The 11,760-nt window shown below is 57.2% G+C and carries 17 protein-coding genes and 1 tRNA gene; 14 read left to right on the top strand and 4 right to left on the bottom strand.

The genetic code is table 11. The features are described from left to right. The first annotated feature begins 9 nt into the window (after positions 1–9). The 14 genes from BN873_RS15715 (at position 10) to BN873_RS15655 (ending at position 9,185) form a co-directional block, all read left to right on the top strand. Positions 10–519 (top strand): lysozyme, encoded by a 510-nt coding sequence (locus BN873_RS15715; protein WP_048675899.1) that lies wholly within the window; start codon positions 10–12, stop codon positions 517–519. A 1-nt stretch (position 520) separates the two neighbouring features. Then, positions 521–868 carry a hypothetical protein gene (locus BN873_RS15710; RefSeq protein WP_048675895.1) on the top strand — a complete coding sequence of 116 codons (348 nt, stop codon included), beginning with the start codon at positions 521–523 and terminating at the stop codon, positions 866–868. Then, positions 865–1,119 (top strand): hypothetical protein, encoded by a 255-nt coding sequence (locus BN873_RS15705; protein ID WP_048675892.1) that lies wholly within the window; start codon positions 865–867, stop codon positions 1,117–1,119. The genes BN873_RS15710 and BN873_RS15705 overlap by 4 nt, the downstream gene beginning before the upstream one ends. 72 nt (positions 1,120–1,191) lie before the next feature. After that, entirely contained in the window at positions 1,192–1,665 is a 474-nt protein-coding gene (locus tag BN873_RS15700; protein WP_048675886.1) for a hypothetical protein, read from the top strand. After that, positions 1,662–2,621 (top strand): DUF3102 domain-containing protein, encoded by a 960-nt coding sequence (locus BN873_RS15695; protein ID WP_048675882.1) that lies wholly within the window; start codon positions 1,662–1,664, stop codon positions 2,619–2,621. Before BN873_RS15700 ends, BN873_RS15695 begins: the two co-directional genes overlap by 4 nt. Continuing rightward, on the top strand, positions 2,614–2,847 hold the full coding sequence (locus tag BN873_RS15690; RefSeq protein ID WP_048675878.1) for a hypothetical protein: 234 nt from the start codon (positions 2,614–2,616) through the stop codon (positions 2,845–2,847). The genes BN873_RS15695 and BN873_RS15690 overlap by 8 nt, the downstream gene beginning before the upstream one ends. A 1-nt stretch (position 2,848) precedes the next feature. Next, a tRNA-OTHER gene (locus tag BN873_RS20525) sits at positions 2,849–2,992 on the top strand. 16 nt (positions 2,993–3,008) lie between these two features. Next, positions 3,009–3,221 (top strand): hypothetical protein, encoded by a 213-nt coding sequence (locus BN873_RS20520; protein WP_048675874.1) that lies wholly within the window; start codon positions 3,009–3,011, stop codon positions 3,219–3,221. Further along, complete coding sequence (locus tag BN873_RS15680) at positions 3,211–3,579, top strand: hypothetical protein (protein ID WP_048675871.1); 369 nt, start codon at positions 3,211–3,213, stop codon at positions 3,577–3,579. Before BN873_RS20520 ends, BN873_RS15680 begins: the two co-directional genes overlap by 11 nt. Positions 3,580–3,871: 292 nt before the next feature. Then, complete coding sequence (locus BN873_RS15675) at positions 3,872–5,080, top strand: terminase large subunit domain-containing protein (protein ID WP_048675869.1); 1,209 nt, start codon at positions 3,872–3,874, stop codon at positions 5,078–5,080. Positions 5,081–5,130: 50 nt separating this feature from the next. Next, positions 5,131–7,104: a hypothetical protein gene (locus BN873_RS15670; RefSeq protein WP_139031749.1), complete on the top strand. Its 1,974-nt coding sequence runs from the start codon at positions 5,131–5,133 to the stop codon at positions 7,102–7,104. Positions 7,105–7,256: 152 nt separating this feature from the next. Then, on the top strand, positions 7,257–7,745 hold the full coding sequence (locus BN873_RS15665; RefSeq protein ID WP_048675862.1) for a hypothetical protein: 489 nt from the start codon (positions 7,257–7,259) through the stop codon (positions 7,743–7,745). A gap of 234 nt (positions 7,746–7,979) precedes the next feature. Then, positions 7,980–8,900 carry an antA/AntB antirepressor family protein gene (locus BN873_RS21390; RefSeq protein ID WP_053085419.1) on the top strand — a complete coding sequence of 307 codons (921 nt, stop codon included), beginning with the start codon at positions 7,980–7,982 and terminating at the stop codon, positions 8,898–8,900. 51 nt (positions 8,901–8,951) lie between these two features. Then, a complete protein-coding gene (locus BN873_RS15655; RefSeq protein WP_048675859.1) occupies positions 8,952–9,185 on the top strand; it encodes a hypothetical protein in 234 nt (77 codons plus the stop codon). A gap of 28 nt (positions 9,186–9,213) precedes the next feature. Here BN873_RS15655 and BN873_RS15650 read toward each other — a convergent pair whose 3' ends face one another. Genes BN873_RS15650 through BN873_RS15635 form a run of 4 tightly spaced genes read right to left on the bottom strand, consistent with a single transcriptional unit; the run spans position 9,214 to position 11,688 of the window. Further along, positions 9,214–9,609 (bottom strand): hypothetical protein, encoded by a 396-nt coding sequence (locus BN873_RS15650; protein WP_048675855.1) that lies wholly within the window; start codon positions 9,607–9,609, stop codon positions 9,214–9,216. Between the two features lie 2 nt (positions 9,610–9,611). After that, positions 9,612–9,935, bottom strand: a complete 324-nt coding sequence (locus BN873_RS15645; RefSeq protein ID WP_048675852.1) for a hypothetical protein — start codon at positions 9,933–9,935, stop codon at positions 9,612–9,614. A gap of 5 nt (positions 9,936–9,940) precedes the next feature. Further along, the gene (locus BN873_RS15640; RefSeq protein WP_048675849.1) at positions 9,941–10,378 is read right to left on the bottom strand and encodes a hypothetical protein; all 438 of its coding nucleotides are present in this window, start codon (positions 10,376–10,378) and stop codon (positions 9,941–9,943) included. Then, positions 10,375–11,688 (bottom strand): hypothetical protein, encoded by a 1,314-nt coding sequence (locus BN873_RS15635; RefSeq protein WP_139031748.1) that lies wholly within the window; start codon positions 11,686–11,688, stop codon positions 10,375–10,377. Before BN873_RS15635 ends, BN873_RS15640 begins: the two co-directional genes overlap by 4 nt. Positions 11,689–11,760 lie beyond the last annotated feature (72 nt).

The raw sequence follows: 11,760 nt of genomic DNA, 5'->3' as shown, positions 1-11,760 counted from the left end.
AAGGTTTTTATGCACATTTCCGAGAAAGCCTTGGAGTTTTTAATCGGCTGGGAAGCGCTTCGGCTACAGCCGTACCAGGATGAGGCGGGGCTGTGGACGATAGGCATTGGCCATCTGCTGACCCCGCGCGAGTTAGCGAGCGGCGGGTTGCTGATTGGTGACAATCGGGTGCGCTGGCGAAAGGGCATCACACAGGAACAAGCCCTGGCACTGAAGCAGCAGGACTTAGAGCCGGTAATGGAGTGTGTAGAGGCACGGCTTCACAACCTGACCCTGGCGCAACACGAGTTCGATGCCCTGGTGATTTACTGCTTCAACATCGGCAATCGGGCGTTTTCGCGTGACTCCTCGGTGCCGCGCTGGTTGGAAACGGGCGATAAAGCGCGCGCGGTGGACGCCTGGAAAGCCTGGAACAAGGTCACGATCAACGGCGTAAAGCAAAAAAGTCCCGGACTCACCAAACGGCGCAAGGCCGAACTACAGATGTTTCTCAATGCGGATTACAGCGGGAGACCCTAGCGTGAAGCACCTACTCTGGTTTGCTCTGATGATGGCGACAACGGCCCAAGCCGCGCCCTTTCTGACCTGTGACCCGTATCCCCCCGATAAAGCCCAGCCCGATACGTTTTTGGTCAGCGTCGGTACGGCCGCACCTATCGCAAGTCCCGCGTTTCGCAACCCCGATGGCAGCGTGATGCTCAAGTACGACCTGGCTGGCGTTGGACTGGGACTCAAGACCGTTAAGGCCCGCGCTAAAAATGCCTGGGGTGAGTCGGGGGATAGCAACCCTTTTTCGTTTACCGCTGGCGCGCCGGCGACGGTCGGCGGTCTGCGATTGGTAGCCGGCGATTCTGGTAGTCCCCCATGATCGAGCGTCGTCGATGGTGGTGGGGGTCGCTCCTGCGCCCGCGTGATGCGCGAGGGCGTGAGAGCCGTACCCTGGCGTTTATTGGCATTGGTTGGGTGTTGGTAACGGCCAAGTTTGCGCTGGATAGTTTCGGCCCATTGCTGGGCTATCTGCCAACGGCCCCGGTCAGCGCGACAGAGTACGCCGCTGTGGTGGCCACGCTATTGGCGGTTTGGCTGGGGCGGGAATGGATCGATGCCAAGCGTAATTGAGTTTTTCGGACCCGCTCCGGGTGTGCTGCCCGAAGCGGACCCTAATCGCAGCAACAATTGGAGCTTATTGCCGTGACTGATTATCAGATTAGCACATTACCTAAATCACGCCGTCGCAAACTGGCTAATGTTGCCACTCGACAAGGCGTTGATATCGCGCATTTGCGCTTGCTGGACATTGAGGCGTTTCGCCCATATATGGACGCGGTTCAGCGATTTTCCACCTACGGCAAAGGGTCATCGCTTGACGATACGCCCGTTGTGTCGAAAAAGGGGCAGCGGATCAATACCTACCTTGTGCACAACAAGCAGTTCAACGCAGCGTGCCAAATGGCGAGCGCCGATGACCCAAACACCACCTTTGCCCAGCGCTTAGCGAGAACAAACATGCTGTATCGGGTGGCGCAAATTTACAAAGACGGCATGGAAAATCACCTCGAACGCGAGGACATCAAGCGGCTGCGCAATACGGCCATTGCCGAAGAGGCTGCCCGATTCGGGCTGGGTAATCGTTCCAGCCAGCGCAAAGGGAGGAAGGCGGCGTGAATGAATTAACACAAGCCTATTTCGATTACGCAGTGTTGCCAATAGATGCCGCACTGACCGCCAGAGCCGCCGCAGAGCGGATTAAGCTCCGACTCAAGCGCACGGTAGAGGACATTATTGAGATTGGACGCGAATTGACAGCCGTCAAGGATCAGTTGCCGCATGGGCAATTTCTGCCGTGGGTGGCTGCCGAGTTTGAGATGAGCCAATGGACTGCCAATCAGTTTATGAATGCCGCTGATCGGTTTGGCGACAAATTAGAGATTATCACAAATTTAAAGCCCACCATTCTGTATTCTCTGGCCGCGCCATCCACTCCTGAATCCGTCGTCACTCAAGCCATTGAGCACGTTGAATCTGGCGAAAAGGTGACTATCGCCGATGTGAAGAAATGGAAACAGCGCGCTGAAGAATCTCAGAAAGAATCCAATGAGCGGCGCAAGAAAATACGCGACCTGGAATATCAGGTTGACCTCTTGAAGGCGGCACAACCAGCCGATAACGAACGCATCATCGAAAAGGAAGTGATCCCGCCGGACTACGAAGCAGCCAAACAGAAAGCCGCCGCGCTGGAAGGCGAACTCAAGGCGCTCAAGGCGGATCAGCAGAAAATCGTTGATAGCCAAGTTCAGGCCAAGCTTCGCGGTTATCAAAGCGAACTAGACGAATTGGAGCGGAAGAAAGCTCAGCTTGATGACATGGTGGCGCGCAAGCAAGCCTACATGGAGTCGCTGTCGAGTGACGTGAAGCGGATCGAAACCCATCGCAGCGTTATCGATGGCATTCGGCTGGAACTGATCGGACTAGCGGCCTTTTTGAGTGACATGGAGGACATGCGCGATCTGGATACCATCAGACGTTGGCAAGCGCTCAGTGGCATGTTGCAAGAGGCAAAAGCGGGGATTGACGCGCTGTTTCCGGCCAAGCCCCGACTGGAGGTGATCAACCATGTTTAACACCCTCTGGACCGCTCTGGTTGGCCTGGTGGCCGTGCTCGTTGCTGGCCTTGGCGTCTGGGTTGCCCGACTCCGGCATCAAGCCGAGAAGGAAGCCGCTGACCGTCTCCAGGCCGAACACGACCAGATTGAACAGGCCGGGCAACGGCAGGCAGATACCCGCAAACGCTACGAACAGCAACCGCCGGTTAATCCGGCGAAACGTTCGGATTTCGAGAGACCCTGATGGGTAGCGCAAGCTCACCGGCAGAGCGGTCGGCTCTTATGCCGACGACACACGGCGCGGCGCCTGACTCACGCGGCGCAAAATGTGTACGAAGCAGAGTAGGGTCATCTGCTTCGGGAGCCGGTTCGATTCCGGCGCGCACCCTCCCTATTGCCCTCGCGTTGGTCCTGCTGACCGGTTGCGCCCATCGGATCGAGTATCGCGCGATTCCAGCGTGGCTGATCCCACCGCCGCCAGTCCTGCCGATGATCACGGCTGCCGAGTTGCAATGTCTGGCGCCGGAAGTCTATGTCCGGCTAGCCCGGCGGGATCGCTTGCGAGCACAAGAGGCGGCGGAACTGCGAGCGCTTTTGGGAGATGAGAATGAACGTTGATGATCCGAACAGCGACCGACGGCCAGCCCACTCGGTGTCGCCGCCCGATCCTGATACGGATCGGCGGGTGCCGACGAACACGCAATTGCTTGAAGCACTGTGGGAATTGCGCCGCGATTTGGCGGTACTTAAGACACAGCAAGCGACCTACGAAAAACGCACCAATGAACACGATTGCGCTCTGGATGAGATTAAACAAGACATCAGGGCCGTCTCTGATAATTTGGAGAGACATATGCTGAAAGAAGAGCAAGATCGGGCGGAGTTATTTCGGCGGGTCACTTGGATTTTGGCCGGTGTCGTCCTGTCGAGCGGGGCATTGATTGTGGATTTAATCATCAACTATCTAAAAGGTTGATGGCTGTGACGCGGTGCGTCTCGCCGGAGGGGCCATGAGCCAAGCACTCAATCCACTCACAGGGCGGATCGGCTATTGACACCGGCTTTCGCGATGCCGTCTTAAAAGCGTTTCGCAAGATTGGCGGCGTAAAACATCTGGCGGAATGGGCCAAAGAAAACCCGACGGAATTTTACAAATTGGCGGGCCGTTTGCTCGCGCAAGAGAAAGCGCCGCCACCACCACAAGCTAAACCGATTCAGGGTCGTTTTGCTGTCTCTGGGCAGACCGACCTGTTCAAGGACGAAGCGTGATGACCAATCAACTGGTGTTGCCGCCTCTCTACCCACAACAGCGGGCGGCTATTTACGCGCCAGAGCGCTACAGCATCATCGAAGCCTCTACCAAATCAGGCAAAACGATGGGGTGCATGGTGTGGCTCCTGCATCAAGCCTGGACGGACGGATCGCCCGGTCGGGAGTTTTGGTGGGTCGCGCCCATTTTTGAGCAAGCAAAAATTGCGTTCAAACGCATCCGTCTTGGCTTGACGCTGGATGGCCGTCCGCCGGCGATCAACCTGACCGCTCGAACCATCGAATTACCGAATGGCGCCACGCTTTGGTTTAAATCCGCAGACAAGCCAGACTCACTCTATGGCGAGGATGTCTATGCGGCCGTGATTGATGAGGCGACCCGATGCAAGGCCGAAAGTTGGCACGCCGTGCGCTCAACGCTTACACACACCCGAGGACCGCTACGGATTATCGGCAATGTGAAGGGCCGCAAAAACTGGGTCTATCATTTGGCGCGCAAAGCCGAAGCGGGCGAACCCGATATGAGCTATCACAAGCTCACCGCTTACGATGCCGCAGACGGCGGAATTATTCGGATCGAAGAGATTGAAGACGCCCAGCGCGTGCTACCGCGCGAGGTCTTTCGGGAGTTGTATTTGGCAGAACCCAGCGACGATGGCGGAAACCCCTTTGGCTTATCCGCGATCGCAGATTGTCTGGCCCCCCTCTCGTCACAGCCTGCGGTGTGTTGGGGGGTCGATCTCGCAAAAAGCGTTGATTACACGGTTTTAATTGGGCTGGATGCCGGCGGGCGGGTGTGTCGGTTTGAGCGGTTTAAAAAACCATGGCAAGAGACGTTGCAAACGGTCCGGCAGTGCGTAGGGACCACCCGCACAGCGGTGGACTCGACTGGTGTTGGCGATCCGATTGTGGAGGCGCTGCAACGCGGGGGTACCGGGTCGTTCTCTGGCGTCAAATTCACCAGCACCAGCAAACAGCAGTTGATGGAAGGGTTGGCGGTGGCCATCCAGCAACAGACCATCCGCTTCCCCGATGGCCCCATTCGGGCGGAACTGGATGCTTTTGAGTATGCCTATTCGCGGGTGGGCGTCCAGTATTCGGCACCGAACGGACAGCATGATGATTGTGTGATGGCGCTGGCGCTGGCGGTCTCGATCTTTCCAAAATACGGGGTCGGTCCGCTCGTCTCCCGTATCGCTGGGCTGTAACCGTGGGCTTTGAGCGCTATCTTGCCATCCTCTCGCAGGCGGCCAAAGCCGTGGCAATCGCGGCCGAAGCGGCGTTCATCCGGCTCCTGGACCTGATTCGCGCGGGAGCAACGCCACAAGCCGCACTGGCCTTGGTGTTGGCTGACTTTCGCGGAGGCGTCATGGAGGGGTTTCGCCAAGCCCTGGAAGCCATCTTGCAAGAGCGCATTAGCCTTCAGACGGCCGCCGATTGGCGCGTAGGGCGGCTTCGACTGTCGGATTGTTTGTATGCCGATAGCCGCGCTGTAGCGGCCACCGTGCGCACCATCATTGACTCGCATCTGCAAGGGCCACAGTCGGCGCGCGACTTGGCCAAGGCGCTCTATGAGGGATACGACTTTAAGCAAGACCCGCTCCGGGTCATCAAGCCCTTACCGGCGTATCTGCAACGCGAGTTTGACCGGTTTGCCGCAGCGAAATTGAAGACCCCCGCGCTGCGGGCTGCCTACCTACAGGCCATCGAACACGCCGAAAGAGGGGCGGGACAAAAAGCGCTGGAGAAGGCGCTGAAGGTGGCTTTTTACGAACGCAACCGCTATCTGGCCCATCGGATTGCGCAAACCGAGTTGCACCGCGCCTATACCGACAAGCAGGCGCGCGAGTTGATGCGACAGGATCGGGTGATTTATGTCCGCTATCGCCTCAGTGGGCGTGCGGGGCATGTGCCGGATATCTGTGATGTCCATGCGCGAGCGGATCGGTACGGGCTAGGGCCTGGCATCTATCCAAAGGCGGATGCCCCCAAGCCCCCCGTTCACCCGCATTGCTTGCCGGGGGACGCGCTCATAACGGCCTGTGGCCGGGTCTCTGCGGTTAGTAAACGCTGGTATGACGGAGATATGGCGGTCATCGCAACCGCCGGAGGCAAGAAGCTCGCCGCGACCGTTAACCACCCAATACTGACGCGGGACGGCTGGATGGCTATCGGCGCGCTGCAAATAGGTCAAGAGGTGGTCTGCCGTGTCGCTGGCCAGCGGCCAGCGATGGTCGATCACCAGCATCAAAACGTGCCAGCCCGCATTACCGAGATAGCGGATGCGTTCCTCAGATCGCGCCAGGTGACGGCCAGAGAAGTGCCAATTGCCGCCCCAGATTTCCACGGCGACGGGATGGCAGGCCAAATCGCAGTTATATGGGCCGATAGCCAATTGTGGGATTGGATTGACGCCAGCCTCCATAAGAGCGTTTTGAATTTTGCGCTCGATATCGTTCATAAAACACTTCCGCTGTTTGGCGATGGCGTTTTTGACCTTGGTGGCAAAACTCTTCGGCTTGCCGCGAACGGCATCATGCGCGGCGGCGGCCCACCGCTTTTTCATTTCTGGCGTCGCTTGATCCATTCTCAATTGCTGCGCCTCGCCATTGCTTCTAACCGAGATGCCGTTGCGTCCGAAATAACGGTTGATGGCTATTCTAGAGATGCTGAATTCCTTGGACAAAGCCAAGCAAGATTGGCCGGAAATGTAGCGATCAACCAAAAGACCTCCGAGTTTGTCGCCGATTTTTCTTCTTTTGAATCCGGCGAGCGCTTTTGCCTCTTGAGCCGTTCTAAGACGGATACCGCGCGCGATGAGAATAGATTTGGCTATACCGATTTGGATATGGAAAGACTTGCAAAGAGCGTCGATCCCTTCTCCAGATCGATAGCGGTCGACAAAATTATCGCAATCGATTTCTTCAAGTTTTCGGGGCATGTTTATAACCTTGAAACGGATCAAGGGCATTATACCAGCAATGGTATTATCACTCATAACTGCCGATGCGTCTTATCTCCCTATTTGCAGGTTCCATCGTCTGTAAAACCCGCGTTTGATCCCAAGGCCGAGCGGGCTTTTTTGCGCTCGCTCCCCGCCGATGAGGCGCAAAAGGTGGCCGGCGGACGCGCCAAACTCCATCGGGCGCTCCAGGGCGAACCTCTGGAGTCGATCTATAACCAAGGGGTTGACCCGCTCTATCGCTGGAAGCGCGTGGGGGATTTTGGCTAGGGGGCTAATAGGGTGGGGGGCTAGCTCGCTTGCGGGCCATTTTCGCCCTTTGTTTGCAGGCGTTAGCCTTTGGAGAGGAACGGAACGGATTGCAGCAACCGACAACAATTGTTTAACTGCCCTGGATCGCGTAGCCAGATAGGAGAAACACAATGCGACCACTGCTTCAGCCCTTGCCCCTGACGATCCCGGTCCCTGACGTTCTGCGGGAACAGGGACTGACCGATGAATTGATTATTGCTGCACAGCAGCCCGTACTGCGAGTGATCCGGGCTTATGGCTGGGAGGTTGAAGAAGTCCCGGTTAAGGATGAGTTCACCTGGTACGAAGAACCCATCCTGACGCGGGACTATTTGGTGCCTGTTACCTATAAGTCCGCGCGTGAACTGGGCGCGATTGCATTTGCGTTTGAGTCTGAGGCGATAGACGACGCCGCCAGCAATGGCGAGGAATATCCGATTTGCCCGTCGTGCTTTATGGTGTGGTTTAAAGAGCAGGAGAAAGATCCGCCGCCGCCGCCGCCAACCATGCCTGAAATCCTCGAAGGTATCCGGGGCCAGATGAAATCTGTCAGGGAGACAATGGACCATATTGAAGCAAGATTGTCCTCTATCGAGGCCCTCGCAGAGACTCCTTCTTGACCCCCACCGCGGATTGGGCGTAAGCTGCTCCTCAGGTGCTTCAGACACACCGAGTAGCGGTTCCCCGCCCCGAAAGCTTGCGGTTTTTTTGTGCCTAACCGGTTTCCATGCCGGGGGTGCGGCTAATACAACACGGGTACGCCCGAAATACGCCCGCCGTCTACTTGCGGTCTGAAGCCCCTGGCACCATTTTCCGGTGGTGTCAACTTTCAGAAACAAGTAGGAGTCGTACCAATGTCTACGCAGTCCCTCAGCAGTGCTCCCGAATCCAATCTGGTTCCTGTCTTCCTTGGCAAGATTGGCAACATGGCCGCCCATGTCTGCGACGCCCGCACCTTGCACGCTTTCCTGGAAGTTGGGCGCGACTTCTCGACATGGATTCAGGAACGGATCGAAGAGTACGGATTTGTTGAAAATCAGGACTTTGTAATTTTCCCCAAAAATGGGGAAAAATCGGGTCGCGGTCGAGGCCGTCCAACCAAGGACTACCATCTGAGCCTCGACATGGCTAAAGAGTTGTCCATGGTCGAACGCAACGACAAGGGCCGGGAAGCCCGGCGCTACTTCATTGAGTGTGAGCGGCGCGCCTTGCTGGCTGCCGGTCAGGTGGTTCCAGCCTCGCACACCGCCACCCTCATCCCGTCTGAGCAGCAGCTTTTGCATGAGATCGTCAAGCACAAAGCCCATGCCAGTGTTCCGGCTGAACTGATTGGCAAGGCTATCCCCGAAATCTGGAGCCGCATCCATCACAAGTTCCACATCTCCAAATATGAACAATTGCCAAGGACGCAACTGACCAATGCGATCCTCTATGTCAACCAGATGGAATTGCGCACTGGGAAGAAGGCCATCCCCAAGGAAGATCCACCCAAAGCCATACCCGCGCCGGATAAATACCACTACCCGCTGTCCTATTGGCAGCCCCTCTGTCCATCGGAGCGGCTGACGTGGGTTGAGTTGGTGCGTGCTGAAAACCGGCCCTTGCCGAACTTGCTGCGTCGGCTGCGCGAAGAAGGCAACGACATCGCAGGCGCACAGATTGAATACCTGGTGATGCGCCACCTGCTGGAAACACAGTCCTGGCTGATTGGGGATATCGCCCACAAGGTAGCGAGTTTCCCCGCTCGCGGCCTGGGACTGTCGATAAGCCTCTAACCCCGCCCCCGCCACGGACGGCGCTATACTGTCCAAAACCGGAGAAGCCTGATGACCCCCGAAGAACTGGCCAGCGTCACCTTGGAACACTTGCGCCATATCCGCAATCGCGTGGATCTGATGTCGGATGATGTGGCGCTCATCAAGCACCGCCTCACGTCGCTGGAAAGCCAGATGGCGAACGTCCATTCGGATATGGCCATCATCCACTTGCGGATTGATAAGGTGGATCAGCGCCTGGATCGAATTGAAGGGCGTTTGGACTTGGCCGACGCGCCCTCCTGATCCCCCCACGCCACGGACGGCGCCTGGCTTACTCGATCACGCTATAACGGTCCACAAACATCTTGTAGCGGGGCAGCCGATCCTCATCCATCACGGTATCTTTATACTGCCATACCAGCGGCCATTCGTCCGGCGTGGTCAGGATCGTGCGAATCTGCTCGCGCATCTCAAACAGCGTCTGATAGATCACCTCCAGCCCGCTATCGACCTCTAACAGGTTCCAGCCGTAATAGACCAATAGGGGATCAATGACATCAATGCCGCCGCGTGGCTCATCGGTGCGAATGAGCGACGGAACCAGCCGGATGATGGGGTAATCTTCCGCGACAATCGGCGTCTCAAGGCCAATCTTGCAGCTTTGAACGCCAGGCACTGCCGCCAGTTGGCCTCGCACCTCAAGCAGGGTCTCCCACAGCGCGCTCAAGGTTAGGCTCGCAGAATCGGGATGGACAAAAACGGTTTTTGTGCCGCAAACGTCGGCTCTGGGGATTGCGTCGCCAGCCGTGCCGCTGCCAGTGCCTCTTTGTATTCGGCCCGGTACTCTTTGAGTTTGACCGAAAAGACATCCTCATCGGTGGCCAGCGACTCAAGACAACACAAGATATAAACCCGCAGCAAAATCAGCTTGTCGGTCCAAAACTCTGGAAACGTGCCAATCGCTGCGACATCCAGCCGGGCGCGATCTTCCCACGTCGGCTTCTTGTCAATCAGCGGCGCAAGATAGCCGTCCAAATACACAATGGTTGCCATGGCGCTTAGTCTCCAATCTCAATCTGATCTACGATGCGTGGGAAATCCCGAACCGCTGCGTCGGCCGCTTCTACCAAGTAACTGTGGCCCCTATAACCGGGGTGGCGGACGAACTTGGCAAACACATACCCGTTGCCATGCACCCAACGCAGTGCCTGTTTGTCTTTGTGCGTGATCACATGCGGGCGCGTGCCCCAGTGGACGAAGAGGGCATGGGGCGCACGGCGCAGATCATGCCCGATAATCCAGGCCTCATCCCCGTCCGGCTTCAAGGACAGTGAGTCTTCCAACGCGCCGGTTTGGGTGTGTTGGGCGACGCCGTGCTGAGCCGTGTCGAAGGCGGATTTCGCTAGCCCTTCGAGCGCTTGCGTTCTGGCGGCGGGGGCCAGTCGCTCAAAGGTGCGGCGAACGGCTTCAATCCCTTCCGGGGTGATTTCGATCACGCGGGGAGATCTGCGGGCAGTGAGGGATCATCGGGCGGGGCAAGCCCCATCTCATCAATGGCGTTGAGGATATCGCTGATCTCATCGCCTGGCAGGGCGCCTAAATCCAGTTGCACCAACTGCTTGAGTTTTGCGCGGGTATAGGCCGGTGGCGCATTGAGTGCCGCCATGTTCTGCGCAATCTCCATCTCGGTCGCCAAATCCGCGATGCTGAAATCCTTGCCCCAGGCAATGGCAATCTCTGCCTCGTGCAAATTCAGCCAGGCTTTCACCAGCCACCAAATCTTCCGCTCGAAATCTTCCATGCGGCGGGCGAAATGCACCAACGAGCTATTGAGCGCCTGAAAGCGCAGTTGCAGCGCCACGCCAGATTCTTGGCTGTTGCTGTTTGGGATATCCACAATCAGCGCCGCTTTGCGAATCAGCCCTTCCACCTGGGCAATGACATCCAGGTACGTGTTGGCAGGGCCACTGGGCGGGGCGATGAATTCTGCCCCGTCTTGATACGCTTGCAGGATATTGCCGGTGCCAATCCCTTGCGCGACCTCTTTCAAGTCCGCCAAGGGGAACCGCGCTTCGGGGACTCGCAACATCAAGAGGCTAAAGGTTTGCGCACGGAGGATTTCATCCAACTCCGAGCGCAGGTTATACAGTCGCTTGCTCAATACGGCGATGGCGGCGAATTCGCCCAGTGAGGGGAACAGCCCCGACTCGGTAAACGCCAGCACCGGACAGACCCCCAGCGGGTGCGTGCCCGACCCGGTTTCCCCGCCTGTAAATTGCCAACCCGTCTCGGTATAGGTCCGCTCCACAGCGACCCAACGGCCGTCTTTGTCTTGGACCTGATCGGTAAAGACCACCGCTGCCAACTGCCCACGGGGGTTCAGCCGGTAGGTTTTGATCGCCTCAGGATAAATCGGCACGAGATAGGGCAGCGTGCGAAGGCCGTCTAGGATTTGCTGCTGTGTGGGCATGTCCACCAGAAGCAGCATCGAACCGCGTGCTTTGGCGTCCACCATAAAGCCTGACAGAAAGACATCCAGGCTATCGTCTTGCCAGTTACACGAGGCGATAAACCCGGCCAGCGCCTCGTTTTGTGTATCACGAAAGGCCGGTCTTTTCAGCAAATAACCCACAAATCGCTGACAGGCGGGCTTGAGCGCATTGTCATACCACGCCAGTTCGCGCCGGCTCTTGATCTTGTCCGCTAGCTCGCGGGGGTAGGCCACCAGATAGGTGCCATCCGCAAAGCCACCCGTGCTGTTGAGGGCATCGGCGATAAATTTAAAGTCAGGTCCGGTATTTGCCACACGAATCACTTGTCAATAGATTTTAACTATGATAATGCGATAATCTATAGAAAATTGCAAAAACAGGTGGCC

It is taken from the genome of Candidatus Competibacter denitrificans Run_A_D11 (genome assembly GCF_001051235.1).
In the GTDB taxonomy this organism is placed as follows: Bacteria; Pseudomonadota; Gammaproteobacteria; order Competibacterales; family Competibacteraceae; genus Competibacter_A; species Competibacter_A denitrificans.
This window is presented reverse-complemented; position numbering and strand designations above follow the sequence as displayed.

Coding starts and splice junctions, on each gene's coding strand:
- BN873_RS15680 (WP_048675871.1), top strand. CDS start 3,211: ATGAACGTTGATGATCCGAACAGCGACCGACGGCCAGCCCACTCGGTG.
- BN873_RS21390 (WP_053085419.1), top strand. CDS start 7,980: ATGTCTACGCAGTCCCTCAGCAGTGCTCCCGAATCCAATCTGGTTCCT.
- BN873_RS15665 (WP_048675862.1), top strand. CDS start 7,257: ATGCGACCACTGCTTCAGCCCTTGCCCCTGACGATCCCGGTCCCTGAC.
- BN873_RS15705 (WP_048675892.1), top strand. CDS start 865: ATGATCGAGCGTCGTCGATGGTGGTGGGGGTCGCTCCTGCGCCCGCGT.
- BN873_RS15675 (WP_048675869.1), top strand. CDS start 3,872: ATGACCAATCAACTGGTGTTGCCGCCTCTCTACCCACAACAGCGGGCG.
- BN873_RS15645 (WP_048675852.1), bottom strand. CDS start 9,935: ATGGCAACCATTGTGTATTTGGACGGCTATCTTGCGCCGCTGATTGAC.
- BN873_RS15715 (WP_048675899.1), top strand. CDS start 10: ATGCACATTTCCGAGAAAGCCTTGGAGTTTTTAATCGGCTGGGAAGCG.
- BN873_RS15690 (WP_048675878.1), top strand. CDS start 2,614: ATGTTTAACACCCTCTGGACCGCTCTGGTTGGCCTGGTGGCCGTGCTC.
- BN873_RS15655 (WP_048675859.1), top strand. CDS start 8,952: ATGACCCCCGAAGAACTGGCCAGCGTCACCTTGGAACACTTGCGCCAT.